Genomic DNA, 24,683 nt, shown 5'->3' on the forward strand with positions numbered 1-24,683 from the left:
TACGGTGCGAATCGGGCCTAACCGGCACGAAAAGGCGTGCACAACTGCAAGATCGGCGGGGACACGCGGCGCGGCGTACCCGGGGGCGGAGCCCCGGGCGGATACCGTACGTGCGTGCCAACTGATGTTGACGCCAGGCTTGCCGCGTTACGGGGTCCGGTTCCGGCGCGGCACCACAATGCGCGGACGATCGCGGCCCTCACCAGCAACCCGGGCTGTGCGCGGCGCGCGGTGCTCGATGCCGCGGGCATCGACAAGGCAGCGCTCGCGACGGCCGTCGACTTCCCGGCGCCGTACGGGCAGTCGCAGTTCGCGATCACGCGGGGCAACGCGTTCGAGGCCCGGATGAAGGCCGACGGCTGCGCCGAACTGCTCCGCCTGCTGCGCGAGACGCTGGGCCTCGACCTGCCCGACGACGTCGCCTACACCGACCTCGAAACCGTGGCCGGCGGCGACACCGACCAGGATCTGCGGCACGCGCACGCCCGTACCCAGCTGGAGACCGCGACCGGTCCGGCGCTGTACGACCACCCGCTGCTGAAGCTCCAGGTGGCCGGCAAGGACGTGTACCTCGAACCCGACCTGGTGGCGTTCCAGCACAACGGCAGGTACCACGTGGTCGAGATCAAGTCGTTCCCGGTGATCGACCGGCAGGCCGACCCGGCGAAGGTCGCGGCGGCGGCGACGCAGGCGGCCGTCTACGTGCTGGCGCTGCGCAAGCTGCTCGGCGACCCGGGCGCGGTGGCGCACGACATCGTGCTCGTGTGCCCGGCCGACTTCGGCAGCCGTCCGATGGCGGTCACGATCGACGTGCGGCGGCAGCTGTCGGTGCTCGAACACCAGCTCGCCCGGATGGTGCGCGTCGAGCAGATCCTGGCCGAACTGCCACCGGAGCTCACGTTCCGGCTCGATCTGAACCGCCCGGCCGACGACCTGGGCGCCGCCGTCGGCGCGATCGACCCGTGCTACTCCCCGACCTGCCTGTCCAGCTGCGAACTCGCGTACTTCTGCCGGAACGAGGGGCGCACGACCACCGCGTCGCTCGGCACGAACGTCCGCGACGACCTCGGCGGCGTCGAGACGATCGACGAGGTGCTCGCGCTCGCCGACAGCGACGACGACTCCGAGGTCGCGACGATGATCCGCACCGTTGCGAGGGTGTACGCGGAGTCGCGTTGAGTGCTATCGCCTCCTACGCGCGCGTGCTGGCGGTCGCGGCCGGGGTGGCGCAACCGATCGCCACGGTGCGGCACGTGCACCTGTCCCCGCGTCCCCTGGTACTGGTTCCGTTGTCGCTCGCCGGTGAGGCAAACGCGCCGCTGGCGGCGCTCGTCGGCACGCACCCCGACGATCCGACGCTGCTCGTCGTCCCCCAGCCCCGCGACCGCGACCTGCGCTTCGACTTCCTCACCGAGCTCGCCGCGATCGTGCTGCCCTACATCCAGGGCTACTGCTACGACATCGAGCACGTGAAGGGCCACGACCGCTACACGAACGCGCCCCAGATCCTGGTGCCCAACGAGACCGGGATCCGGTTCCTCGGGCTGCTCGGCCGGTCGACCCGGTTCCGCCGCACCGACGGCGAGTACCCGGTGCCGCCAACGATCCCGTTGCTGGGCCGGTGGTTGACGTTCGCGGCCGAACGCGCGGAGCACCCGGGCAGCGCGATCCTGCTCGCGATGACGGACGTTCTCGCGCGGCACTGGGCCACCGGACAGAGCGCGATGGAGGACGCGAACCTGGCCGCGGTGCTCGGCTGGATCGACCCGCCCGACGGGCTGACCGGCGTCGAGGCCGCCCGGCTCGCCGAGGATCCGACGGTGTACCCGCCGGCCGGCCCGACCACCGATCCCACGTTCGACAACGACCACCTGGTGCCGGCCGTGCGCGCCTACTCCGAGGCGGAACCCGGCTCCGCCGAGCAGGAGGCCGCGAGGCGTTCTGTCACGGCGAAACTGCGGAGCCAGCTCGAACCGACCTGGGACCTGATGTGGCGCGCCGTCCGCCTCCTGCGGGACCTGCCGGCCGGCTCGTCGGTACCCGAGCGCTGGGCGGCCGACCGCGACCGGTTCACGAGCCACCACGAACACGTCACCGGCGGCGGTCCCCCGCAGGGCCGGCGCGACGGCGCGGTGGCGTCGGCCCAGCGCCTCAACCGGTTGGAGAACGAACTCGCCGCGTACGAGGCGGCGCGCGCGTTCGACGATCCGTTGGTGATGGCCGGCCACCGCGCCACCGGCGCGGCGTTCGTCGGTTCGGTGGTCGCGGTGGATCCGACGCGCCGGGTTCCGAACAGCAAGGGGACGCTGGTGACGCGTCCACTGGTGACGGTTGTGACCCGCGATCCGGTGCACCTGTCGCCCGGCACCACCGTGGTCGCCACCACCCGCCGCAACCAGACCGCGACCGTCGAGGACATCGAGCCCGACGGCGCCTCCGTGATCGTGACGCTGGAACTCAGCAGCGGCTTCGGCCGCGCGAAGGTGCCGCCGCCGGCCAGCCTGCCCGCGCCCGGCGAGGAGCTGTGCTACAGCAGCCTCGTCGTCACCAGTGTCCCGACACCGCCGCTGCCCGAACCCGACGAGACCCCGTGGACGCACGGCGGTCCGCCGCAGTCACAGGACGCTCCCGAATGAGCGCGGGAACCGAGGCCGAACGGGTCACCCAGGCGATTCTCGACGAACTGCTGTCGAAGCGGCACCTCGGCGTCGTCGTCGACTCGCCGCCGGGCGCCGGAAAGTCGACGCTCGTGGTGCGGGCCGCCGCGACGCTCGTCGCCACCGGCGAACCGGTGATGATCGTCGCGCAGACCAACGAACAGGTCGACGACCTCGTGGTGCGGCTGGCCGCCGCGGACCTCGGTGGCGCGATCGTCGGACGGTTGAGCCGCACGGGATACGTTGCGCCGCAACGCCTCGGCGGGCTGACGAACCTGATGGTCAGCAGCGACGTCGCCGAGCTGTCCGGTTGCGCGGTGACCGTCTCGACGTCCGCGAAATGGGCGCACGTCAAGGACCGCACCTGGTCGTGGGCGATCGTCGACGAGGCCTACCAGATGCGCTCGGACTACCTGCTCGCGATCGCGCGCCGGTTCGAACGGGCGCTGTTCGTCGGCGATCCGGGTCAGCTCGACCCGTTCTCCACTGTGGACAATGACCGCTGGCGCGGCCTGAGCTGGGACCCGATGCGGAGCGCGGTCGCCGTGCTGCTCCGCAACAACCCGACGCTGCCGGTCCACCGGTTGCCGGTGTCGTGGCGGCTGCCGGCGTCGGCGGAAACCGTGGTGGCGAAGGCGTTCTATCCGTTCACCGGGTTCCGGGCCGGTTCCGCGCCGGGCGACCGCGAGTTGCGCTTCACCGCCGGCGCCTCTGCCGGCCCGGTGGACGCTGTTCTCGACGAGGCCGCCGCCTCCGGGTGGGCGCTGCTGGAACTGCCGGCCCGGTTCACGATCCGCACCGACCCGGAAGCGATCGACGCGGTCGCCACTATCACCAAACGGTTGGTGGAAAGAAGAGCGGTGGCCCGCTCCGGCGCCGAGGAGCACCCGGTGACGCCCGAGCGGATCGCCGTCGGCGCCGCCCACCGCGACCAGGTGGCGGCGCTGTCGGCCGCGCTGGCCGGCGTGCCGGTGACCGTCGACACGGCGAACCGCCTGCAGGGCCGCGAGTACGACGTCACCGTGGTGCTGCACCCCCTGTCCGGCCGCCGCGACGCCACGGCGTTCCACCTGGAGGCCGGGCGGTTGTGCGTGCTGACGTCGCGGCACCGGCAGGCGTGCATCGTGGTCGCGCGGGCCGGGATCGCCGAACTCCTCGACGCCCACCCGTCGACCGAACCCGTGCACCTCGACGAGCCCGTCAAGTTCCCCGACGGGTGGGCCGCCAACCAGACCGTGCTCGCCCACCTCGCCGGTCACCGCGTCCAGGCCTAGCCGAGCGGGAACTCGGCCAGGGTGCGCCAGCCCTTGACGTCCGTCGAGCCGGCGATCAGGAGCACCGTGTCGACGGCCGCCGGGATCGGCAGGTGGGTCGCGATCTCGTCGGCGGCGGCCCGCAGCAACGTCAGTGGCCGGTCGTGGCCGACGGTCAGGTGCGGGACGGCGTCGCCGTGCTTGCCGGCGTACGGCGGGGTGTCGGGAAAACGGCGCCACACCGCGGCGGTCAGGGCGCGGAACCCGTCGTCGGGCTCCGGGGCCAGCCACAGCAGGTCCGTCCCGAACCAGGCCGTGCGGGTGAACGTCACCTCGAAGCGCGGCACCGTCGCGACGGCCTCGCGCACGACGGCGACCTCCGATTCGGTGATACGGCCCGGCGGCAGGAACGGAAAGAGGACGGTGACGTGCGCGGGAACGCCCCAGCCGGCGGCACGGTCGAGCGTCGCCCGGAACCGCCCCACCGCCGGTTCAGCCTCGGGGACGGCCACGATCAGCGCGGTCAGATCCATGGGTAAAGTCTCTCCCCGTGAGCCGCGAGATATGAAGTTCAGTCGGTAGTGTGGTGCCGAGACCTCACGGGGGTGGAACCGATGTCGATGCAAAAGGGCTCCAACACGGCGGTGCCCGCCCAGTCCGTACGCGTGGTGCTGAGCTGGCGCTCCGGTGCCGGCATCCCCGACGCCGACGGGTCGGCGCTGCTGCTGGTGAACGGCAAGGTTCGCAACGATTCGGACTTCGTGTTCTACAACCAGCCCAATCATCCCGGCGGAGCGGTCCGGTACGAGGGCAAGAACAACAGCGGCGGCACCGTCACCGACACGTTGTGGGTGAACCTCGCCGGCATGGACGGGCCGGTGGAGCGCGTGCTGCTCGCCGCGTCGGCCGACGGCGGCACGTTCGGACGGGTGCCGGAGCTGAGCGTCCGGGTGCTCGACGCGGCCAACAACGCCGAGGTCGCGCGGTTCGACGCGCCGGGCGCCACGTCGGAAACCGCGTTCATTCTCGGAGAGTTGTACAAGCGCAACGGTGCGTGGAAGTTCCGCGCGGTCGGCCAGGGTTACGACTCCGGGCTGAGCGGGCTGGCGCGCGACTTCGGCATCTCGGTCGACGACGACCCGGCCCCGGCGGCCCCGCCGCCCGCGCCGCAGCAGCAGTACCAGGCCCCGCCGCCACCGCCGATCCCGCCCCAGCCGTACCAGGCCCCGCCGGTAGCCCCGCCCGCGCCGCAATACCAGGCACCTCAGGCGCCTCCGGCCCCGCCCGCGCCGCAGTATCAGGCGCCGCAGGCACCCCCGGCCCCGCAATACCAGGCACCCCAGGCCCCGCCCGCGCCGCAATACCAGGCACCGCAGGCGCCCCAGGCCCCGCCGTACCAGGCTCCGCCCGCCGCGCCGTACCAGGCTCCGCCCGCCGCGCCGCAACCGCCGCCGGGCCAGCCGGGCCAACCCGTCCGGCTCAGCAAGATCACGCTGACCAAGCAGGCGCCGTCCGTCTCGCTGACGAAGTCCGGCGCCTCGCGCGGCGCGCTGAAGGTCAACCTCAACTGGAGCGTGCGCGGCCAGGCGCCGCGAAAGGGCCTCTTCGGCCGGCGCCAGTCGGCGCTGCCCGATCTCGACCTCGACCTGTGCGCCCTCTGGGAGCTGCAGGACGGCGACGCCGGCATCGTCCACCCGATCAACAACCGGTTCGGGTCGTTCAACGGGCCGCCGTACGTGCTGCTCGACCGCGACGACCGCTCGGGCGCGGCGGCCGAGGGCGAGAATCTCACCATCAACCTCGACCACGCCAGCAAGATCAAGCGGATCCTCATCTTCGCGAACATCTACGACGGAGCCGACTCGTTCACCGGTCTCGACGCGGTCGCGACGCTGTTCCCGTTGCAGGGCCCGCCGATCGAGATGCACCTCGACGAGTGCACCGTGACGTCCACGGCGGCGGCGGTCGCGCTGATCGAGAACATCAACGGCGAAATGGTCGTGCGCCGCGAGGCGCGGTACATCGTCCGGGTTGACGGCAAGAGCAACCAGCAGCTCATGGACGAGGCCTACGGGTGGGGCCTCCAGTGGGTCTCCGCACCGCCGAAGCAGTGACCGAAGCAATGATCGAGTACATCGACACCGAAGCCGAGCTTCGGGAGATCGTCGGCGATCCGGGGCCCGTCGCGGAGGCGAAGGTGCTCCCGGCGCTCGACGTCCACGCCCGCGACTACATCGCCCGGTCGCGGTTCTGCCTGCTCGCCACGTCGGGAGCCGACGGCACCGACGTCTCCCCGCGTGGCGAACCGGGCTCGGTGGCACTGGTGCTCGACGAGAAGACGCTCGTGCTGCCCGACCGTCCGGGCAACAAGCGCGTCGACAGTCTCCGGAACATCCTGCACAACCCGCGCGTCGGGATGCTGTTCCTGATGCCGCCGATGGCGGAGACGTTGCGCATCAACGGCCGCGCCCGCATCGTGCGCGCGGCACCGTACCTCGCCGACCTCGCCGTGCGCGGCCGCCCGCCGAAGCTCGCGGTGGAGGTCACCGTCGACGAGGTGTACCTGCACTGCGCGAAGGCGTTCCTGCGCTCCGACCTCTGGGACCCGCAGACCTGGAACGACCGCGACGAGCTACCCCGCGCCGCGCAGATCTGGCGCGACCACGCCCAGATCGCCGCCACTGTCGACGAGATCGACGGCAATCTCCGTCACGGCTACACGACCACACTCTACTGAGATCAGGTCCGCCGCCTCGCGGAGGAAGCGGTCGGGGTCGCGCGCGTAGAGCGCGAACACGGCGGGCCGCACGCCGCCGAGGATCGCGGCGATCGTGCGCCGCGTCAGCGTGGTGGCGGCCGCCAGCTCGCCGAGCAGGTCGTACCGGGTGTCCGATGTGGACGGTGCGGCCCACGTTCCGGCCGCGGCGCCCGCCGCCACGAACGCGCCGTCGGCCTGCTGGGTGCCGCCGCGCACGGTGTACCGCAACCGGGTTCGGTCGGCGAGGCCGTCGTCGAGCGCCCGCACGCAGCGGGCGATCAGCGCGACCGAGTCGATGTCGACCCGTTCGGTCGGTCGGAAGCCGGACGTCGTCGGGGTCGGCGGCGGCGGGCCGGTACGCAGGCCGTCCACAATGGGCGGTAGGGGACGCACGTGAGCACGGCCGTGGTGCCACACGGCTTCGCGTTGCAACGCCGCGACGAAATCGGCGTAGCTCTCCCCCGCCACCACGGTGAGCTGATTGACGTCGGGGTCGTGCACCCGCTCGCCGGTGCCGTCGACCGCCAGCCGCAGCCCGCGTCCGACCTCCTGCCGCCGCGAGACCGTGCTGTCGGTCTGCTTGAGCATGCACAGCACGAACACGTTCGGGTTGTCCCAGCCCTCCCGCAACGCCGAGTGGGAGAACACGAACCGGACCGGTTCGTAGGGCGACAGCAGGCGTTCCCGGTCGCGCAGGATCAGGTCGTAGGCGTCGAGATCGTCGGTGGTGCCGGTGGACCGGCGGATCAGCGGGTCGACGAGCCGGCCCTGTCTGTCCACACTGAAGTATCCACTGTGGACACTCGAAACGTCGACGGAGACGTCTGCCGCGGCGGCCCGGTACTCCTCCTCGAACATGCGCAGGTACAGGCCGCGCCGGTCGGCCCGGGTGTAGTCGCGGTAGTGCCGGACCTCGTCGATGAAGAACAGCGACAGCGTCTTGATGCCGCGGCCGGCCAGTTCCCGCTCGCGCTCCAGGTGCGCGTTCACCGTCTCGCGGATCTGCAGGCGACGCAGTTCCGGTCCGGCTTCCCTCGCGGTCGTGACCCCCCGCACCGAGATGCGCTTCACCAACCCCTGCCGGTACGCCTCGACGGCGTCCAGGCGGTGCACCAGGTTGTGCTCGGTGCGGTGGGTCGCCGAGTACCGCAGCACCGCCAGCGGCCGGAACGCGGCCAGCGCGGCACCGGTCCGGCGGCCCTCCAGCCGTTGCGGTTCGTCGAGGACGAGCACCGGCCGGCACCCGGCGAGCACGTCGATCGGTCGGCGGGACTGGAAGTCGTCGAGTTCCTCGTGGATGCGCCGGGTCTCGGCGGTCGCGTTGAACGCCTGCGCGTTGATGACCATCACGTTGATGCCGGGGTCGGCGGAGAACGTCTCCAGCCGGTGCAGTTCCCGCGACCGGTAGGCGAAGACCCGGGCCCGCCGGCCGTACGCCTCGGCGAAGTGGTCGGCGGTCGACTCGAACGACGTCAGCACACCTTCACGGATCGCCACGCCGGGCACCACCACGATGAACTTGCCCCAGCCGTAGCGCCGGTGCAGCTCGAAGATCGTCTTGATGTACACGTAGGTCTTGCCGGTGCCGGTCTCCATCTCGACGTCGAGGTTGAGTTGGCCCGCCGCGCTCGGCACCAGCCGGGCCGACCGGGGCAGCGCGTTCGCGTCCTGCGCCCGGTGGACGTTCGCCAGGAGGTCCACATCGGACAGTCGCAGCGGGGCGTTGGCGGTGGCGTCCGACCGGTGCGGCTGCCCGGCGAAGCAGTCCACCACCGCGTCGACCGCGGCGGTCTGGTACGGCTGGACGGTGTACCGGAACCGCACTCACATCACCGAGACGTCGGTGCCCGGCGAGAGCCGCGCGAAGATGCGTTCGGCGTTCACGCGGGCCGTGTCGGACGCGAATCCCGCGTCCCGGAACACCACCCGGCGCGGCCGCCGCAACGCCAACTCCGTAACCAGGTTCTCGGTGACGTCCGGAGCGAAGCACGCGACGACGCCCGACACGGTGAAGACGTCGCGGGGCCCCTCCCCGATCGGCGCCGACAGGTCGACGCCGTACCGCACCAGCACGTGGAACAGCAGGTCCTCGGCGGTGCGGTCGGGCTTCACGGTGGCGGTGAGCGCCGCCAGGTCGGCCTGCCGCACGGCGCCCGGCCACAGCGTGACGTCGGCCAACGGCGACGGGCCGATCCGCAGGTTCCGGAAGCCGGTGTCGCCGCGCCAGCCCGGATGCCGGGTGCGCGACGCGGCCACCTCCGGCCCGCAGCACCGGATCCGGGTGCGGGCGACGTCGGCGATGGTGCCGGTGGGGCCGGGCTCGGGATACTGCACGAGGATGAACCGGCGGTTGCCGCCGTCGGCGGCGTTGGCGCGGAACACCGCGTGCGCGGTGGTGGCCGAACCGGCGAAGTAGTCGAGCACCAGGTCGTCGCCGCCCGGCCGGGTGAAGACGCGCACCAGGTACTCGATGAGGTGCACCGGCTTCGGGTAGCTGAACTCGATGCCCCAGCCGGCCAGCATCCGGCTGTTCTGCTTGGTGGTGCCCATGTTGCGCAGCACCGACAGCACGTGCCCCTGGTCGCCGGCCCGCCGCTTGTAGCTGTAGACGGCGCCACTGCCGGTCAGGTCGAACCAGGTCTCCCGCCCCTGCGCGTCGGCGATCGGCGTGCACCCGTTGCGGATGAACAGCTCCAGCAGGTTCCGCGAGCTCCATCCACTGTGGACGCGCACCGGCGCGACCAGTTTCCCGTCGCGCACCAGCACCGGGTCGAGGATGTGCGGGAACCGGTCGGTGCGCCGCGGGATCTCGCCGTGCTCGAACCGGGCCGGGAAGCCCGCCGGCAGTTCCACTGTGGACGGTGGGTTCGCCGGGCCGTTCTTGGTGATGGAGTTCTCGATGCGGTCGTTGTAGAGCTTGCTGCCGTCGGCGATGTTCGGGTCGATCACCACCGGCCGCGGCAGCCGGGCGATGTCGCGCGCGTAGGCCAGCACGTACTCGTGCACGCCCTTGATCGCGCTCTGCTGGTCGACGTTGCCGTCGTTGACCCACACGAACTGGCAGACGAAGTTGGCCGCGCCGAACACCTCGTCGCACAGCCGGCGCAGGTTCGCCTGCTCCACGTCGTTGATCGAGATCAGCATGACGCCGTCGGGTCGCAACAGGTTCCGCGACAACCGCAACCGTTGATAGATCATCGACAGCCACGTGGAGTGGAACCGGCCGTCGGTGGCCGAGTTCGTGAAGAGCCCGGTCCGGTCCCGGAACTCCCCGGGCGACTCGGCGAAGCGGTCGGGGTAGACGAACCGGTCGCTGCCGGTGTTGTACGGCGGGTCGATGTAGATGAGGCCGACGCGGCCGAGGCAGCTTTCCTGAAGGAGTTTCAACGCCTCGACGTTGTCGCCCTCGATGAAGAGGTTTCGCGTGTCGTCGAAGTCGAGGCTGTCGGCGCGAACCGGGCCCAGCGTCTTCGTCGTGGGCGCGTTGGCGGCGGCCACCGCGGCGCCCTTCCCCGGCCAGTCGAGGTGGTACCGCTCCCGCGGTCCGTCGACGGCGCGCCCGCCGAGCTCGCGCCGGAGCAGGTCGAAGTCGACGGCGGCGGTGACGCTTCCGTCGGGTCCCGAAGTTTCGACCACGCAGCCCGGAAACAGCTCGCGGATCCGCTCGACGTTGCGAAGCGCCTCACTGTGCGGTGTCTCCGGCAGGGTGCGCACGCCGGATCCTATAACGCCAGGTGCTCGCGAACGGCATCCATGGCCGGATCGCGACCGGCGAGGTAGTCGGCCGCGGTCAGCGGGGCGTAGATCCGCGGCGCGACCGCGACCCGGTGGTCGAACGGCCACCCGGTCTGCCAGTACAGGTCCGAGACGTTCACCCGCACGCCGCTCGCCGGCAGCGTGAACGGCACCGACTCCCCCACGAAGCTCGGCGCCGACCCGGTGGGCTCACCCACGAACACCGCGTGGGTGTGCCGGTCGAGGAGCGTCACGGTGTTCTGGGCCGCCGAGAACGTGTAGTTGCCGATGATGACGAACACCGGAAGGTCGGGATGCCGCAGCACATGGTGGACCAACGTCTGGCCGAGGAACGTGTTGCCGCCGCCGTTCCAGCGCATGTCGATCACGAGCGCCCGCGCGTCGTGCTCCGCCACCGCGGCGAACACCCGCTCGTAGCACGCCGCCAGGGTGTCGTCGTCCTTGTCGCGCACGCCGTTGAACTGGAAGTACACCAGGTTCCCGGCCGCCTGGTACTCGAACCAGAACGGGTTGTCGACGTCCCGCAGATGAGCGGGCGTCTCGAACGGAGGCCGCACCGAGCCCGGCGGGCAGTTCCACGGCCACGGCCGCGGCCGGCTGTTCGGCCAGGTGAGCGCCTCGTCGACCGGGTCGGCGGGAACTCTTACGTCGGTGACCGAGCCGCCGGGTGGGCGCACGGTGAGCGTCACTCCGTCGGGCCGGTCGGCCACGCCCACGGCGTGCACGTACGCCGGCCGGCGCAGCCACATCGCCCCCTGCAGCGCCGGCGTGTACTCGTTGTCGCGGGTGAACAGCGGATCGAGCGCGTCGAACACCTTGGCGACCGGGTGCCCGTCGACCGCCAGCACCTCGGCGCCGGCCAGGTGCCGGAAGCGCGGGTCGGTCTCGGTGACCAGCAGGCCGTCGTGGAAGGCGTAGAACCACACGGGCAGCGACCGGCTCCACTCCGGGTACCGCTCGTCGGCGTCGACCCAGGCGTGCCCGTCGCCGAGGCGCCGGAGCAGCCGCCAGATCCCGATCACGATCCCGGCGTCGTCGAGGTCGGGCACATCGTGGTCGAGGCCATCCGCGGCCGCGCGGAAATCGTCGTCGAGAATTTCCGGACGCGGTATGCGCCGGGCGATCTCCGCGCGCAGGAACCGCAGGTCGGACCGCCACTTCTCGACGCGCGAGGCGGAGTCGTCGGACTCTGCCGGCTTTGCCGGCTCCGCCGGCCGGGCCGGGCCCACGACGTCATCGAGTCTTGGATCGTCGCTCAGCAGCGCGAGGTCCGCCCGGGCCTTGCCCGGCTCCCGCAGGCCCTCGCCGATGGCCCGGACCAGCGCCTCGAACGCCGCCTCGCGATCACCCAGCGCGCCGTGGCAGCGCGCGATCTCGTACGTGAGCTCGCCCGGGAAGATCGGCGGCAGCGGCGCCCAGTAGCCGATGGGCCAGATGCCCAGCTCAGCGGCCTTCCGGTAGGCGTCGAGGGCGCCGGAATGGTCGCCGGTCTCGAACCGGGCCAGCCCCAGCCGGCACCAGAAGATCCCGTTCACCGGGTTGACCTCGACGACCTCCCGCCACCGCTCGGCGGCCGCCGCCCAGTCGCGCGCCCGCGTCGACTCCTCCGCCGCCGCCACCATGCCCAGCTGATCCATTGACCCCTCCCCGTGCCTAGGTCAAGTATGGACCGGACCGATCACGGGTACGGGAGTCAATATGGTCGACCTCTCGCGAGCTCCCGCGCGAGCCGGCACCGACCGGCCCGCCGCCATCCGCACCGCGTTGCGCCGGTGCGACTACCGCCGCGCGCTGGCGTTGCTGCGCGGCGTCACCGAGCTGCCCGACGGCGCGCCGTCGCCCGACGAGATCGCCGCGTACGCCCAGGAACGGCTGTCACGGTTGCACAAACGCCCCCGCGCGACCACGTTCGACCGCGACGCGCTGCAACGGGTCCTCGTGTGGCTGACCGCCGACGAGCTGCGCGCCGGCGAGCAGGCCCTCAGCGGCGAACACCTGAGCCGGGCGATCGCCAGCTTCGAACGCGCCCTGCGGATCGACGGCCGGGGCAGCCGCGCCGCACTACTGCTCGCGATGGCTTTGTACCGGAGCGTGATCCGGGAACTGTCGACGCACGACGAGCCCGAACTCAACCGCACCTACACCGACCTCGACCAGGCTTTGGAACTGCTCGACCGCGCCGCCCTCGACCCGCCGCTGCGCCCCCGCGCCGCCGAACTGGCCCGCGCCGTCGACCGGCAACGGCAGGTGCTCGCCCGCCTGCGGCAGCGCCGCGTCCGGTCGCGGGCCCTGGGCGAGTACATCGGCCGCTACAACGCGTTCATGACCCGCTACCACGGCGGCAGGATGATGAACAGTTCGGAGAAGAGCCACGCCCGGCGCTCCCTGGCCCGCTTGTCGACCGACCTCGGCAACCTGCGCCGCCAGTACCCCGTCGACTCCCCGGAGGGCCGCCGCTTGGTCGAGATCGCCAAGGCGGTCGCCGACATGCAAGCCAAACTCCGCAACATCGTCTGACGCCCGCACTAATCCGGGTGACCGGCTTCGCGCGGCGGCTTACCCTGGGCGGGACCTCGCGGCTGCTGAACCGTAAGGCTCACCGAAGCAGCTGCGAAAGGTCCCACCCATGCGCACCGACCCGCGCCTTGTCCGCACCCACGATTCCTGGCTCAGCCTGCCGAACCCCGCCGGGGTTCCGGTGGACGTCTGTGCCGGGCCCGGCGTTCCCATCGAGAGCGCCGCCATCGACGAACTTCTCACCGTCCTCGAAACGGCCGACACCCTGCGCGCCCTCGCCCGAGCGACACCCGGGCTCGCCGAGGAGCCCCGCATCGACCGGGTGGTGTGCACGCCCGACTTCCACAAGGGTGCCGGCATCCCGATCGGCACCGTGCTCCGGACCACCGGCGCGCTGATTCCGCAGGCGGTCGGCAACGACATCAACTGCGGGATGCGGGTCGAGGCCACCGGTCTCACCGTCGACCGGGTGCGGCCGCACCTCGACGCGCTCGAAGGTCGCCTGCGGCACCTGTTCTTCGAGGGTGGGCGCGGCATCGGGCTCACCGCCGCCCAGCGGGAGGGCCTGTTGCGCCACGGGCTTCCCGGGCTGCTGACCGAGAAGCCGGGCACCGACGGCGCGTGGCGGCATGTCACCGGTGACGAGAACGTGGAACGGTTGCACGGCCCCGGCTACCCGGTCGACACCGCCGACGACTTCCGGGACTGGATCAACAGCGGCGGCACCGCCCGAAAAGGCACGAGCTACGACAGCATCATCGGCAGCGTCGGCGGCGGGAACCACTTCGCCGAACTGCAGTATGTCTCCGCCGTGCACGACGGTGCCACCGCGTACGCGTGGGGCCTCGCGCCGGGCCGGATCGTCACGATGGTCCACAGTGGATCGTTGTCGCTCGGCCACCAGGCCAACGGCACCGGCCGCACCCAGGCGAAGGCGATGTGGCCGCGCGGCGTTCCGGCGCCGGCCAACGGGATCCTCCCCATGCTCACCGACGAGCGCACGCGGGACCGGCGGCAGAAGTACCTCACCGCGTTCGCCAACGCGGCGAACTTCGCCGTCGGCAACCGGTTCTTCCTCTCGCTGATGATGCGCGCGGGGCTCGCCGAACTCGGCGAGGTCGAACCGCGCCTCGTCTACGACGCCCCGCACAACCTGATGTGGCCGGGCGACGACGGAACAATCGTGCACCGCAAGGGCGCCACGCCGGCCGGCGGGCCGGAGCGAACCGGCTGGGGCGAACCCGTCATCGTGCCGGGCTCGATGGGCGCGCCGAGCTACCTGCTGCGCGGCCTCGGCAACGCGAAGGCGCTCGCCAGTGCCTGCCACGGCGCCGGTCGCAGCGTTCCGCGCGGTGCCGCGTCCCGGGGCAGCGACGCCGATCTCGACGCGTTCCTCGCGGAGTTCCGCGTGGTGACCCCGCTCAACCACCGCGACCCGGCCGTCACCGCGCGCCGCGACATCGTCGACGCGTGGCGGCGCGACCTCAAGCAGGAGGCGCCGTGGGCCTACAAGGAGGTCGGCCCGGTGGTCGACAGCCTGCGCACGGCGGGAGTGGCGGAACCGGTGGTGGAACTGAAGCCGATCCTCACGGTGAAGGGCTAGCGCGCCGCTGCCGCGCCGCCTCGTAGAGCACGACGGTGGCCGCGGCGGCGGCGTTCAACGAACTGGCGGCGCCGGCGATCGGGATCCGGACGATGCGGTCGCACGCCTCGCGCCACCCGTTGCTGAGCCCACGGGTCTCGTTGCCGATCACCACCACCCGTGGGCCGGTGAAATCGTACAGATCGACGTCGACGTCGCCGCTCTCGTCCGTCCCCACGAAGGAAGCGCCGGAAGCCGACGCCCACGCGACCACCTCGCGGTGCGACGGCGCCCGGACCACCGGAAGCGCGAACAGCGACCCGGTGCTGGCCCGTACGGCCTTCGGGTCGTACGGGTCGGCCGCGTGGCCGGTGACGATCACGCCGTCGGCGCCGAACGCGTCGGCGGACCGGATCAGCGTGCCGATGTTGCCGGGTGTGGTCGGCCGGTCGAACACCACCACCAAGGCGTTGCCGCGCAACGGGATCCGGCTCAGGTCGTCGGCGGGGAGCGCGACCACGGCGAGCAGTTCCGGCGGCTCGTCGGTCTTCTCGCCGAGTTCCGCGAGAAGTTCCGGCGCCATCGCGACGTTGTCGGCCCGGGCCAACGTTTCCCGCGCCCACCGGGAAAGATCGCGTCCGTCGGGGTACAGCAACGCGCGGACGGTCCAGCCCTTTTCCAAAGCCAGATTTATCGGACGCACACCGTGCACCACGAATTCTCCCGAGCGCTGCCGCTTGGTGCGACTGGCGAGTAACGCCTGCCACTGCTGGAACGCGGCGTTGCGGGTGCTGATGCGCCTCATGGCGGATGACCCTAATATCCGATGCGGGTCCCCGGTGACGCGCCATACAGTGACGGACCATGGGTATCGTGACGCTGCGCAGGTCCGACGTCAGCGATGCGTTGCTGGCGGAGCTCGGCGGGTTCATCGCCGGCCGCAACGCCGATCGCGCGCAGAACATCGGGTACCTCGGCGACGAACCGGCCGGCGTCACGGCCGAACTGCACGAGCTGGAAGGCGACTTCACGTTCGCGGTCACGCGGTCCGCCGACGGGGGAATCGCCGGCACGGTCGGCATGGAGTGGGATCCGGAGATCGGGCGGGCCTGGATCCTCGGCCCGTGGGCCGACACGCCGGCCCTGATGGACGACCTCTACGCCGCCGTCGACGCCACGGTGCCCGGGCCGATCCGGGAACGCGAGATCTTCTGCGACGTCACCAACGCGGCCGTGGCGGCGTTCGCCGCGCGGCACGGGTTCGGCGCACCGAAGTCCCATGCGATCCTCACGTTCCGGCGCGACAGCCTGGCCGGGCTCGCCCCGGTGACGCTCCCGACGCTGACACCGCCGTTCGAGGGCCAGTTCGCCGCGCTGCACGACAGTGCGTTCCCGGGCACGTATTCGCCCGCGGCGACGCTGCTGGCGAAGGGTGAGCCGATCTGGGTCGAGGTGTCGGGCACCGAACTGCTCGGATACGTGACGTTGAAGCTGCGCCCCGAGCACGACGACGCACAGATCGAGTACGTCGCCGTGCACGAGAACGCCCGCGGCAAGGGTGTCGGCGGCCGCCTCGTGGCGGCGGCGCTGCACCTCGCGTTCGCCGACGACCGGATCACCCAGATGGACCTGGTGACGAACAACCCGGTGGCGCGGCGGCTGTACGAGCGGGTCGGCTTCACCCTCGTACAGGACATGTCGAGCTACCGCGCCGACGTCTCGGGCTGAAGCACGGTCCCTCGCACCGCGGGCAACCGGAGCCGGCGGATCGCACGGGCCACCCCGGCGAACATCCGGCCGGCGGTCTCGTCCGTGGTGCGGCGGTGCCGCTCGGGCATCCGGGCGAGCTGGTTCATGGCGATTGCGTCGAGTCCGTTCATCGGGCCGCTCCTTCGCGGTTCGTGGCGCCCTCGTGGGTGCCTCTCGTGTCCTTGACGCAGCCCCTCCGCGAAATCGACAGGTGCGGCAGAACTTTTTTAGATCACGGCGCGTGCACGGGAAGGTCACGGGAACGGCACTGGGACACGACACGGACACGACTCCCACCCGGCCGGAACCCGGTCTGTTGCCCCCGCGTCGGATCGGCACCTGATCCACCGGGAGGAACGATGTCCGTCCGATCCCTGTCCCGCAGCAGTCTGGCGGCGGCCGCCGGTGCCGCCGTGATCGTGCTCGCCCTCGCCGGTTGCGGCGCCGACGGCGGAGGCTCCAGCAACGAGGGCGCCGGGCTGCCCGGCCGCCCGCTGCCACCCAACTCGACGGCGAACGACGAAGGCGGCGGCACCTCGACGTCCCAGGATCCACGGTCGACGTTCGCGGTCGACGTCGACACGGCGTCCTACACCTACTCCCGCCGGCAGATCCTCGACGGCCGGTTGCCGAGCGCGTCGACGGTGCGTCCGGAGGAGTTCGTCAACGCGTTCGACCAGGACTACGCCGAGCCGACCGGCGACGGCTTCGCCATACACACCGACGGCGCGCGGCTGCCCGACGGGCACGAGGCCGCCGGCGGCACCCGGTTGATGCGCGTCGGCCTGCAGACCCGCTCGGAACCGGAGGAGGCGCGCGCCGACGCCACGCTCACGTTCGTCATCGACGTCTCCGGGTCGATGAGCGAGCCGGGCCGGCTCGACCTGGTGAAGGACGCGCTGCACACGCTGGTCGACCAGCTGCGCCCGAACGACGCGGTGGCGATCGTGGCGTTCAGCAGCGACGCCACGGTGGTCCGCCCGATGACCCGGGTCGCCGACCGCGCCCCGCTGCACAAGGCGATCGACTCGTTGCGGACGCAGGCGAGCACGAACCTCGGCGCCGGGCTCACGCTGGGCTACTCGACGGCGCGCGCGGGCTTCCGGGAGGGGACGTCGAACCGCGTCATCATCCTGTCCGACGGGCTCGCCAACACCGGAACCACGTCGGCCGACCAGATCCTGGCGCAGGTACGCGAGAACGCGGGCAAGCAGATCGCGCTGCTCGGCGTCGGCGTCGGCAGCAGCTACGGCGACTCGTTGATGGAGCGCCTCGCCGACGGCGGCGACGGGTTCGTCGTCTACGTCAGCGACCAGCGGCAGGCGCGCGACGTGTTCGTCCACCGGTTGCCGGCCAACCTCGCGGTGCGCGCGCTCGACGCGAAGGTCCAGGTCGTCTTCGATCCGAAGACGGTGACGTCGTACCGGCTCATCGGGTACGAGAACCGCGCCGTCGCCGACGACCAGTTCCGCGACGACACCACCGACGGCGGCGAGGTCGGTCCCGGGCACAGCGTCACGGCGCTGTACGAGGTGCGACTGGCGGCGGGCGCCGGCGGCAACGCGCAGGCGGCGAAGGTCGACGTGCGGTGGCTGAACCCCGACGACCGCCGGCCCGTCGAGGCGTCCCGCACCGTGCGGGTGTCCGACCTCGACGGCGCGTTCGCGTTGGCCGCGCCGCGGCTGACCGTCGCGTACTCCGCCGCCTATCTGGCCGAGTCGTTGCGCGGCACCGCGGGCGTGCCGATGGCCGTGCTGGTGCAGGTAGCGCGGTCGGCGGCCGAGCAGACCGGCGACCCGGCCGTCGGCGAGTTGGCGACGCTGATCGAGAAGACGATCGCGTTGCGCCGCTAGCTAAATCAGCAGTCCGCCGGTGGCCCGGATGTTCTGGCCGGTGATCCAGCCGGAGTCCGGGCCGGCGAGAAACGCGACCACGGCGGCGATGTCGTCGGGCCGCCCGAGGCGCTGCAGCGCGGTCATCGCCGCTGCACGGGGTAGCGCCTCGGGCGGATTGGTCGCCCGCAACAGATCCGTGTCGGTCGCACCCGGCGAGACCGTGTTGACGGTGATGCCGCGCGGGCCGAACTCCCGCGCGGCGACCGCCGTGAACTGTTCGAGCGCCGCCTTCGAGGCGATGTAGAGCACGCAGTTGGGTGCCGGCACCGCGGTGTTCAACGTGGACAGATTGATGACGCGGCCGTTGTCGCGCAACAGCGTCGCCGCCCGGCTCATCGCGAGCCCCGGAAACTTCACGTTGACGGTGAACACCCGGTCGAACTCCGCGGCGGTGAGGTCGGCGATCGGAGCGTTCGGGTTGATCGCCGCGTTGTTCACCAGGATGTCGAGCCCGTCGGCCACCGGCTCGAACATCGCGTCGAGACTCGCGAGATCGGCCTGGTCCGCCCGCACCGCGGTGGCGCCCGTCTCCGCAACGACCTCCTCGGCGGCCGCGCTGTTGTCCCGATAGGTGAATACGACGGTGGCGCCGAGCCCGGCCAACCGCCGCACGATGGCCCGGCCGATGCCCCGCGAGCCGCCGGTGACCAGTGCCGTCTTCCCGTCCAGGGTCATGACGTCACGTTAATTCATCGATGGAACGGGGTACCCCGATTTCCAACGTCCACTGTGGCTATACGAGGGAGGCCCGACCGATGGCAGCGCCGACGCAGGCACCGGCAACGACGAGCAACACCAACGTGATGGCGATTCTGGCCCTGGTATTCGCATTCGTGTTCTCCCCGCTCGGCATCGTGTTCGGCGCGATCGCGAAGCGGCAGATCAGCGAGACCGGCGAGCAGGGCATGGGCCTGGCCAAGGCCGGATTCTGGCTGGGCATCGCGTTCACCGTACTGAGCGTGCTCTGGGTCGTCTTCGTGTTCGTGCTGGCGGCCTCCTCGGGCACCAGCGCCTGATCGTGCCGCGCTGACCCCGGGCGGTGTTCAATCGGGTGCGTGAACAGTTACCTGGTCGGTGAGCGCCGGCTGAGCGTCGCGGGCGGCACCGACGTCGGGCGGCGGTACCCGGCGAACTTCGACGTCATGCACGTCGACGGGGATCGGCCGGTCGTCGCGGTCGCCGACGGGATGGGCGCGGGCCGGGGCAGCGCGCTGGCCGGGCGGACGGCCGTCGACGGGTTCGTGGCCGCCGCCCGGGCGGCCGGCGCGCGGCCGGAGGCCGGTGCGCTGCGGGCGGCGGTCGCCGACGTCCAGCGGCAGGTGAACCGGGCCGGCGCCGACCTCGGCGAGTTGACCGGGTGCACGTTGACCGCGCTGGTCGGTTGCGAACCCGACGCGGCGTGGATCGTCCACGTCGGCGACTCGCGGGCCTACCGGTGGCGCGACGGGCTGCTGGAGCAGCTCACCGTCGACCACACGATGGCGTGGCTCGGCGCCGTCAACGGGTGGTATCCGTTCGACTCGCCGCAGGCGGCGCGCGACCGCTACCACCTGACCCGGTACGTCGGGCACCCGGCGATGCCCGAGCCGGACCTGCTGCACGTCTCGTTGCGACCCGGCGACGTGCTGTGCCTGTGCACCGACGGCATCGCCGAGCAGGTGCCGTACCGGCGGCTGGCCGAGGTGCTCGGCACCGGCCGGTCACCGGCGGACATGGTGGGGCACCTGATCACGGACGCGGCGGCGGCCGGCGGCTCCGACAACGCGACCGCGGTGGTGATCGCCGTGGCCGGGGACCGGTGAAGCTCGGATGAAGCAGTCCTGAAGACGGCCGGTGCCATCCTGCGGGGAATGTCCTACCAGACCGGCCCCGGGCCGTACGACGACGGCTGGCCGAGCTACGGCCCCCAGCAGTACGAGACCTCGCCCCAGCAGTACGGCCCTGCGCAATACGGCCCTCAGCAGTATGGGCCGGCTCCCCAGCAGTACGGACCGCAGCCGGGCTGGGACCCTGCGTACGGGCCTGCCTTCGGCGCACCGGTCGCCGGCGGGCCGGCTCCGAACCCGGCCGTGGCGTTCGCGTCGGCCACCCTGTTCATCGCCTGCGCGATCATGACGTTCGTGTTCGCGTTCTCGGCCTGGGGTGGCAGCGGCAGCCCGCACCTCGCGGCCGGCCTGGTCGGGATCGTGTTCAGCGGCAAGGTCACCGGCAACGCCGACTTCGCGATCTCGGCGACGATGACCGTCGCCTGCTCCACGATGACGTTCGCGCTCGCCCTGTTCGCCCGGCTGAACGCCCTCCGGTGGATCCTGGCCGCGATCGGCGCGCTGGTGACCGTCTACTACTTCTTCGCGTTGTTGTACATCGCCGCCAACGGCGGTGTCCGGTTCGTCGCGATGCCGACGTTCGCGCTCCTGCTGTGGGCGGCGGCCACCGCCGTCGCGCTGCTGCCCGCGACGGCCAACGCGATGCGCCGCCCGCGCTAGGGCCTACGGCGCCGTCAGGGCTTGCGGCCCACGGCGCCGAACACGTCGACCTCGGTGCCCTCGTCGGAGCGCCACCGCGAGCACGACACCACGCCGGGCTCCACCAGTTCGAGCCCGTCGTAGAACCGGGCGAGCTGCTCCGGCGTCCGCAGGTAGATCCATGCCCCGCCGGCGGCGTTCGACCGCCGGACGGCCTCCACCATCCGCTCGCCGGTCACAGCGTTCGTCGGGTGCTGCAACGCCAGGTAGCTGCCGGACGGCACGGCCTCCATCACCCGGTTCACCACCGCGCGCGCCTCGTCGTCGTCGCCGAGGTAGTGCAGGACGCCGAGCAGCATCACCGCGATCGGCTGCGAGAAGTCGAGCGTCTTGCGGGCCCGCTCCATGATCACGTCGGGATCGCGGAGGTCGCCCTCGACGTAGTCGGTGGCGCCCTCGGTCGTCCCGGTGAGCAGCGCCCGCGCGTGCACCAGCACCAGCGGGTCGTTGTCGGCGTACACCACCCGCGTCTCCGGCGCGATCCGCTGCGCCACCTCGTGGGTGTTGTCGGCCGTCGGCAGCCCGGTGCCGATGTCGAGGAACTGCCGGATACCCACGTCTTCGACCAGGTAGGTGACGGCGCGGCCGAGGAACGCCCGGTCGGCCAGGGCACACTCGACGATCTCCGGTAGGACCTCGCGCACCTGATCGCCGACCAGCCGGTCGATGGCGAAGTTGTCCTTGCCGCCGAGCCAGTAGTTCCAGATGCGGGCCGAGTGGGCCACCGTGGTGTCGATCTTCGCGGGGATCGATGGGTCGGGTTCAGCCATAACGCATAGTAGGCCCTCGCCTCGCGCTGCGGGGTACGGTGCTGGGGTGGCCGAGCCGACGACCCGCCCCCGGCGGCGCACGCAGGAGGAGCGACGGGCCGAGACGAAGCGGCGCGTGCTCGACGCGGCCCTCGACTGCCTGGTCGAAGACGGCTACTTCAACCTGACGACCGGCCGCGTCGCCGACCGGGCCGGGGTGTCCCGGGGTGCTCAGTTGCACCAGTACCCGACGCGGCAGGAACTCGTCGTCGCGGCGATGGAGTACCTGGCCAACCGGCGCGCGGCGGGGCTGCGCGAAGAGGCGGCCCGGCTGCCCGACGACGCCGACCGCATCGCCGCGGCGCTCGCCCTGCTCTGGTCGCAGTTCTCCGGACGGCTGTTCCAGGCCGGCATCGAACTCATCATCGCCGCCCGCACCGACGCCGTGCTCCGGGCCGCGCTCACGCCCTTCGAGCGCGAGCTGCGGCGGTTGTCGCGCGAACTCGCCGCGGAACTGTTCGGGCCGCGTGCGGTCGCGCATCCGGACTTCAACGACGTGGTGACGCTGGTGCTGAACTCCATGTACGGAATCGCGCTGCACCGCCTCCTCCAGCCGACGTCGACCGTGAAGCGTCAGCTCGTCCTGCTGGAACGGGTGGTGCGGACGACCCTCACGCTCGGCGAAGCGTGACGCGGAGCCGGTTCAGGCCCCGCACCGTGAGCCCGTCCCTCCACTGTGGAGTCTCCGCCAGTTCGATGGACGGGAACCGGTGCAGCAGCGCGCCGAACACCAGCCGCGCCTCCAGCCGGGCCAGGCCCGCGCCCAGGCAGTAGTGGATGCCGCTGCCGAAACTGAGCGTCGCCGCCTCCGCCCGGTTCAGCTTGAGCACGCCGGGATCGGTGAAGACGCGCGGATCGTGGTTCGCCGCACCCAGCAGGACGAGCAGGTGCCGGTCACCCGGAACGACCGTCCCGTCGGGAAGCGTCACATCGTCGGCCGTGAGCCGCGGAATCACCTGGACCGGCGTATCCAACCGCAGCATCTCCTCGACCGCGCCCGGAAGCAGGGCGGGGTCCCGGCGCAGCGCGTCGAGTTCGGCGGGGTGGTTCAGCAGCGCGTACGTGCCGTTGCCGATGAGGTTCGTGGTCGTCTCGAACCCGGCGAGGAACAGCAGCACCAGCGTCGCCAGCAGTTCGGTCTCGGTGAGCCGGTCGCTTCCGTCGCCTCCCTCGGCGACAGATCGGCCGTCGTCGCGGACCGCGATGAGCGCGGAGACGAGGTCGTCGGCGGGCCGGCGGCGGCGCTCGGCCACCAGGCCGGTGAAGTACTCGACGATGGTGTCGGCCGCGGCGTCGGCGTGGCCGAGGTCGGCGTCGGAGACGGCGAGGTCGAGCGCGTCGGTGAGGTCGCGCACGAGCTTCTGGAACGGTGGCTGGTCGGCCTCCGGTACGCCGATCAGGTGACCGATCACGGCCACCGGGAACGGGAACGCGAGGTCGCTCATCAGGTCGATGTCGCCGCGCGCGTCGATCTCGTCGAGCCGTTCGGCCAGGATCCGCTCGATGGTGGGTTGCAGGCCCACCACCGCGCGCGGCGTGAACGCCTTGCTCACCAGGCGCCGGATGCGGGTGTGGTCGGGCGGGTCCTGCACCATGAACGTCGCGTTGATGAGCCGCCGCGACGAGTGTTCCGACGCCGCGGGTAGCACGTCCTGCCGGGCCGGCCGCCGGCGCACGACGCGCGGGTCGCGCAGCACCGCGTCGACGTTGCGGTAGCTGGTGACGAACCGGCCGAGGAACTGCGACCGGTGCAGTTCACCGAGCTCGTGCAGGCGCCGGAAGACGCCCGCGAGGTCGCGCCGGCCCTCCGGTGTGAGCAGTTCGGAGAGGACCTCGTCGACGTCGGTCGCGGAAGTCGCCATGCGCCCACCGTCCCACGCCGGCAAACAAACAGTCAAGACTGCTTATAAGTGCGCGAGCGTATGTTGGCGGCATGACAGTCATCGTGCGCCACGAAGGGCCCGTCACCACGGTTCTGATCAACCGCGTCGACCGCCGCAACGCGGTCGACGGCCCCACCGCCGCGCGGCTCGCCGACGCGCTGCGCGCCTTCGACGCCGACCCGTCCACCGCCGTCGCGGTGCTCGCCGGTGCCGGTGACACGTTCTGCTCCGGTGCCGACCTGCACGCCTACGGCACGCCGGAACAGAATCGCGTCACGCCCGACGGCGACGGGCCGATGGGACCCACCCGGCTGCGCCTGTCGAAGCCGGTGATCGCCGCGATCGAGGGGCACGCGGTGGCCGGCGGGCTCGAACTCGCGCTGTGGTGCGACCTCCGCGTGGCCGCCGCCGACGCGGTCCTCGGGGTGTTCTGCCGGCGCTACGGCGTGCCGCTGATCGACGGCGGAACCGTGCGCCTGCCCCGCCTGATCGGCGAGAGCCACGCGATGGACCTGATCCTCACCGGCCGCCCGGTCGCCGCCCCCGAGGCGCTCTCGATCGGGTTGGTGAACCGCGTGGTGCCGCCCGGCACGGCGGTGTCGGCCGCCGAACGGCTCGCCGCCCAGCTCGCCGAGCTCCCGCAGACCTGCCTGCGGGAGGACCGGCTGTCGGTACGTGAGCAGCACGGTCTCGACGAACCGGCGGCGCTGGCCAACGAACTGCGGCACGGCGAACGGTCGCTCGGTGCGGTCGACGCCGGCATCGCCGCGTTCCGGGCCGGACGGGGCCGCCACGGAACCTCGCTATCGTGACGTTTTTCCCCACGGATCCCCGGGTACACGGCAGCCGCACCGAACAACAGCCGAGTGGAAAGCGGGGCCATGAACAAGCCGCTGCATCTGGAGATCTCGCTGGATCTGCCCCGCGACGCGGAACTTGTCGCCCAGACCCGCCGGACCCTCGACGGCGCGCTCGGCGGAGCCGGCGTCGACGAGGACTGCCGCCACGACATCCGGCTGGCGCTGACCGAGGCGTGTGCCAACGTCATCAAGCACGCGGAACACTCCACGATCTACCACGTCGACGTGACGGTGGAGAACAGCGACTGCGTCATCGAGGTCACCGACGACGGTGGCGGGTTCAACCCTTCGGCCGTGCGCCCCGGTGAGGTGCTCGACGACGCCGGCCGCGGCCTGCAGATCGTCGCCGCGGTGACCGACGGGCTCGACGTGGTGTCGATCGACGGCCTCGGCACGGTGCTGCGGTTCACCAAGCACCTCACCTGGGCAAGCTGACCGG

General features: G+C 71.6%; 24 protein-coding genes. 15 read left to right on the forward strand and 9 right to left on the reverse strand.

Going from position 1 to position 24,683, the window contains the following annotated elements:
- The first annotated feature begins 114 nt into the window (after positions 1-114).
- The 3 genes from Vau01_RS39720 to Vau01_RS39730 are packed head-to-tail and all read left to right on the forward strand — an operon-like array spanning position 115 to position 3,931.
- Entirely contained in the window at positions 115-1,179 is a 1,065-nt protein-coding gene (locus Vau01_RS39720) for a hypothetical protein (protein ID WP_204004766.1), read from the forward strand.
- Entirely contained in the window at positions 1,176-2,636 is a 1,461-nt protein-coding gene (locus tag Vau01_RS39725) for a hypothetical protein (protein WP_204004768.1), read from the forward strand. The genes Vau01_RS39720 and Vau01_RS39725 overlap by 4 nt, the downstream gene beginning before the upstream one ends.
- Entirely contained in the window at positions 2,633-3,931 is a 1,299-nt protein-coding gene (locus Vau01_RS39730; protein ID WP_204004770.1) for an AAA family ATPase, read from the forward strand. Before Vau01_RS39725 ends, Vau01_RS39730 begins: the two co-directional genes overlap by 4 nt.
- Here Vau01_RS39730 and Vau01_RS39735 read toward each other — a convergent pair.
- Positions 3,928-4,443, reverse strand: coding sequence for a 2'-5' RNA ligase family protein (locus Vau01_RS39735; protein ID WP_204004772.1), 516 nt, complete (start codon positions 4,441-4,443; stop codon positions 3,928-3,930). The two genes, Vau01_RS39730 and Vau01_RS39735, sit on opposite strands and share 4 nt — an antisense overlap.
- Before the next feature lie 81 nt (positions 4,444-4,524).
- On the opposite strand from Vau01_RS39735, the gene Vau01_RS39740 reads away from it, so the two are divergent.
- On the forward strand, positions 4,525-6,024 hold the full coding sequence (locus Vau01_RS39740) for a TerD family protein (protein WP_204004775.1): 1,500 nt from the start codon (positions 4,525-4,527) through the stop codon (positions 6,022-6,024).
- Entirely contained in the window at positions 6,021-6,647 is a 627-nt protein-coding gene (locus Vau01_RS39745) for a pyridoxamine 5'-phosphate oxidase family protein (protein ID WP_239152225.1), read from the forward strand. The genes Vau01_RS39740 and Vau01_RS39745 overlap by 4 nt, the downstream gene beginning before the upstream one ends.
- Here the strand turns inward: Vau01_RS39745 and Vau01_RS39750 are convergent.
- Genes Vau01_RS39750 through Vau01_RS39760 form a run of 3 tightly spaced genes read right to left on the reverse strand, consistent with a single transcriptional unit; the run spans position 6,543 to position 12,061 of the window.
- Positions 6,543-8,492 carry a DEAD/DEAH box helicase family protein gene (locus Vau01_RS39750; protein WP_204004779.1) on the reverse strand — a complete coding sequence of 650 codons (1,950 nt, stop codon included), beginning with the start codon at positions 8,490-8,492 and terminating at the stop codon, positions 6,543-6,545. The two genes, Vau01_RS39745 and Vau01_RS39750, sit on opposite strands and share 105 nt — an antisense overlap.
- Positions 8,493-10,382 (reverse strand): site-specific DNA-methyltransferase, encoded by a 1,890-nt coding sequence (locus tag Vau01_RS39755; protein ID WP_204004782.1) that lies wholly within the window; start codon positions 10,380-10,382, stop codon positions 8,493-8,495.
- Between the two features lie 8 nt (positions 10,383-10,390).
- Positions 10,391-12,061 (reverse strand): tetratricopeptide repeat protein, encoded by a 1,671-nt coding sequence (locus Vau01_RS39760; protein WP_204004785.1) that lies wholly within the window; start codon positions 12,059-12,061, stop codon positions 10,391-10,393.
- A 61-nt stretch (positions 12,062-12,122) separates the two neighbouring features.
- On the opposite strand from Vau01_RS39760, the gene Vau01_RS39765 reads away from it, so the two are divergent.
- Together Vau01_RS39765 and Vau01_RS39770 are read left to right on the forward strand one after the other, a co-directional pair.
- Positions 12,123-12,941 carry a hypothetical protein gene (locus Vau01_RS39765; protein WP_204004788.1) on the forward strand — a complete coding sequence of 273 codons (819 nt, stop codon included), beginning with the start codon at positions 12,123-12,125 and terminating at the stop codon, positions 12,939-12,941.
- Between the two features lie 109 nt (positions 12,942-13,050).
- On the forward strand, positions 13,051-14,544 hold the full coding sequence (locus tag Vau01_RS39770; protein WP_204004791.1) for an RtcB family protein: 1,494 nt from the start codon (positions 13,051-13,053) through the stop codon (positions 14,542-14,544).
- Here Vau01_RS39770 and Vau01_RS39775 read toward each other — a convergent pair.
- On the reverse strand, positions 14,528-15,328 hold the full coding sequence (locus Vau01_RS39775; RefSeq protein WP_204004793.1) for a TrmH family RNA methyltransferase: 801 nt from the start codon (positions 15,326-15,328) through the stop codon (positions 14,528-14,530). The genes Vau01_RS39770 and Vau01_RS39775 overlap by 17 nt on opposite strands.
- Before the next feature lie 59 nt (positions 15,329-15,387).
- Between Vau01_RS39775 and Vau01_RS39780 the strand changes: the two genes are divergently transcribed.
- Positions 15,388-16,251 (forward strand): GNAT family N-acetyltransferase, encoded by an 864-nt coding sequence (locus tag Vau01_RS39780; RefSeq protein ID WP_204004795.1) that lies wholly within the window; start codon positions 15,388-15,390, stop codon positions 16,249-16,251.
- Here Vau01_RS39780 and Vau01_RS39785 read toward each other — a convergent pair.
- Positions 16,227-16,403 (reverse strand): hypothetical protein, encoded by a 177-nt coding sequence (locus tag Vau01_RS39785; protein ID WP_204004797.1) that lies wholly within the window; start codon positions 16,401-16,403, stop codon positions 16,227-16,229. The two genes, Vau01_RS39780 and Vau01_RS39785, sit on opposite strands and share 25 nt — an antisense overlap.
- Before the next feature lie 228 nt (positions 16,404-16,631).
- Here Vau01_RS39785 and Vau01_RS39790 point away from each other — a divergent pair, with 228 nt between their 5' ends.
- A complete protein-coding gene (locus tag Vau01_RS39790; protein ID WP_204004799.1) occupies positions 16,632-18,125 on the forward strand; it encodes a vWA domain-containing protein in 1,494 nt (497 codons plus the stop codon).
- Here Vau01_RS39790 and Vau01_RS39795 read toward each other — a convergent pair whose 3' ends face one another.
- A complete protein-coding gene (locus Vau01_RS39795) occupies positions 18,126-18,842 on the reverse strand; it encodes an SDR family oxidoreductase (RefSeq protein WP_204004801.1) in 717 nt (238 codons plus the stop codon).
- A gap of 80 nt (positions 18,843-18,922) precedes the next feature.
- On the opposite strand from Vau01_RS39795, the gene Vau01_RS39800 reads away from it, so the two are divergent.
- Genes Vau01_RS39800 through Vau01_RS39810 form a run of 3 tightly spaced genes read left to right on the forward strand, consistent with a single transcriptional unit; the run spans position 18,923 to position 20,653 of the window.
- Positions 18,923-19,183: a DUF4190 domain-containing protein gene (locus tag Vau01_RS39800; protein ID WP_204004803.1), complete on the forward strand. Its 261-nt coding sequence runs from the start codon at positions 18,923-18,925 to the stop codon at positions 19,181-19,183.
- Between the two features lie 39 nt (positions 19,184-19,222).
- The gene (locus Vau01_RS39805; RefSeq protein ID WP_239152226.1) at positions 19,223-19,969 is read left to right on the forward strand and encodes a PP2C family protein-serine/threonine phosphatase; all 747 of its coding nucleotides are present in this window, start codon (positions 19,223-19,225) and stop codon (positions 19,967-19,969) included.
- Between the two features lie 48 nt (positions 19,970-20,017).
- Positions 20,018-20,653, forward strand: a complete 636-nt coding sequence (locus Vau01_RS39810; RefSeq protein ID WP_204004805.1) for a hypothetical protein — start codon at positions 20,018-20,020, stop codon at positions 20,651-20,653.
- Between the two features lie 14 nt (positions 20,654-20,667).
- Here Vau01_RS39810 and Vau01_RS39815 read toward each other — a convergent pair whose 3' ends face one another.
- Positions 20,668-21,462 carry an SAM-dependent methyltransferase gene (locus Vau01_RS39815; RefSeq protein ID WP_204004808.1) on the reverse strand — a complete coding sequence of 265 codons (795 nt, stop codon included), beginning with the start codon at positions 21,460-21,462 and terminating at the stop codon, positions 20,668-20,670.
- Between the two features lie 46 nt (positions 21,463-21,508).
- Here Vau01_RS39815 and Vau01_RS39820 point away from each other — a divergent pair, with 46 nt between their 5' ends.
- Entirely contained in the window at positions 21,509-22,132 is a 624-nt protein-coding gene (locus Vau01_RS39820) for a TetR/AcrR family transcriptional regulator (RefSeq protein ID WP_204004810.1), read from the forward strand.
- Here the strand turns inward: Vau01_RS39820 and Vau01_RS39825 are convergent.
- On the reverse strand, positions 22,113-23,363 hold the full coding sequence (locus Vau01_RS39825; protein WP_204004812.1) for a cytochrome P450: 1,251 nt from the start codon (positions 23,361-23,363) through the stop codon (positions 22,113-22,115). The genes Vau01_RS39820 and Vau01_RS39825 overlap by 20 nt on opposite strands.
- 71 nt (positions 23,364-23,434) lie before the next feature.
- Between Vau01_RS39825 and Vau01_RS39830 the strand changes: the two genes are divergently transcribed.
- The gene (locus tag Vau01_RS39830; protein WP_204004814.1) at positions 23,435-24,196 is read left to right on the forward strand and encodes a crotonase/enoyl-CoA hydratase family protein; all 762 of its coding nucleotides are present in this window, start codon (positions 23,435-23,437) and stop codon (positions 24,194-24,196) included.
- Positions 24,197-24,265: 69 nt separating this feature from the next.
- Positions 24,266-24,679, forward strand: coding sequence for an ATP-binding protein (locus tag Vau01_RS39835; protein ID WP_204004816.1), 414 nt, complete (start codon positions 24,266-24,268; stop codon positions 24,677-24,679).
- Positions 24,680-24,683 lie beyond the last annotated feature (4 nt).

Source organism: Virgisporangium aurantiacum, from assembly GCF_016863635.1.
GTDB lineage: Bacteria > Actinomycetota > Actinomycetes > Mycobacteriales > Micromonosporaceae > Virgisporangium > Virgisporangium aurantiacum.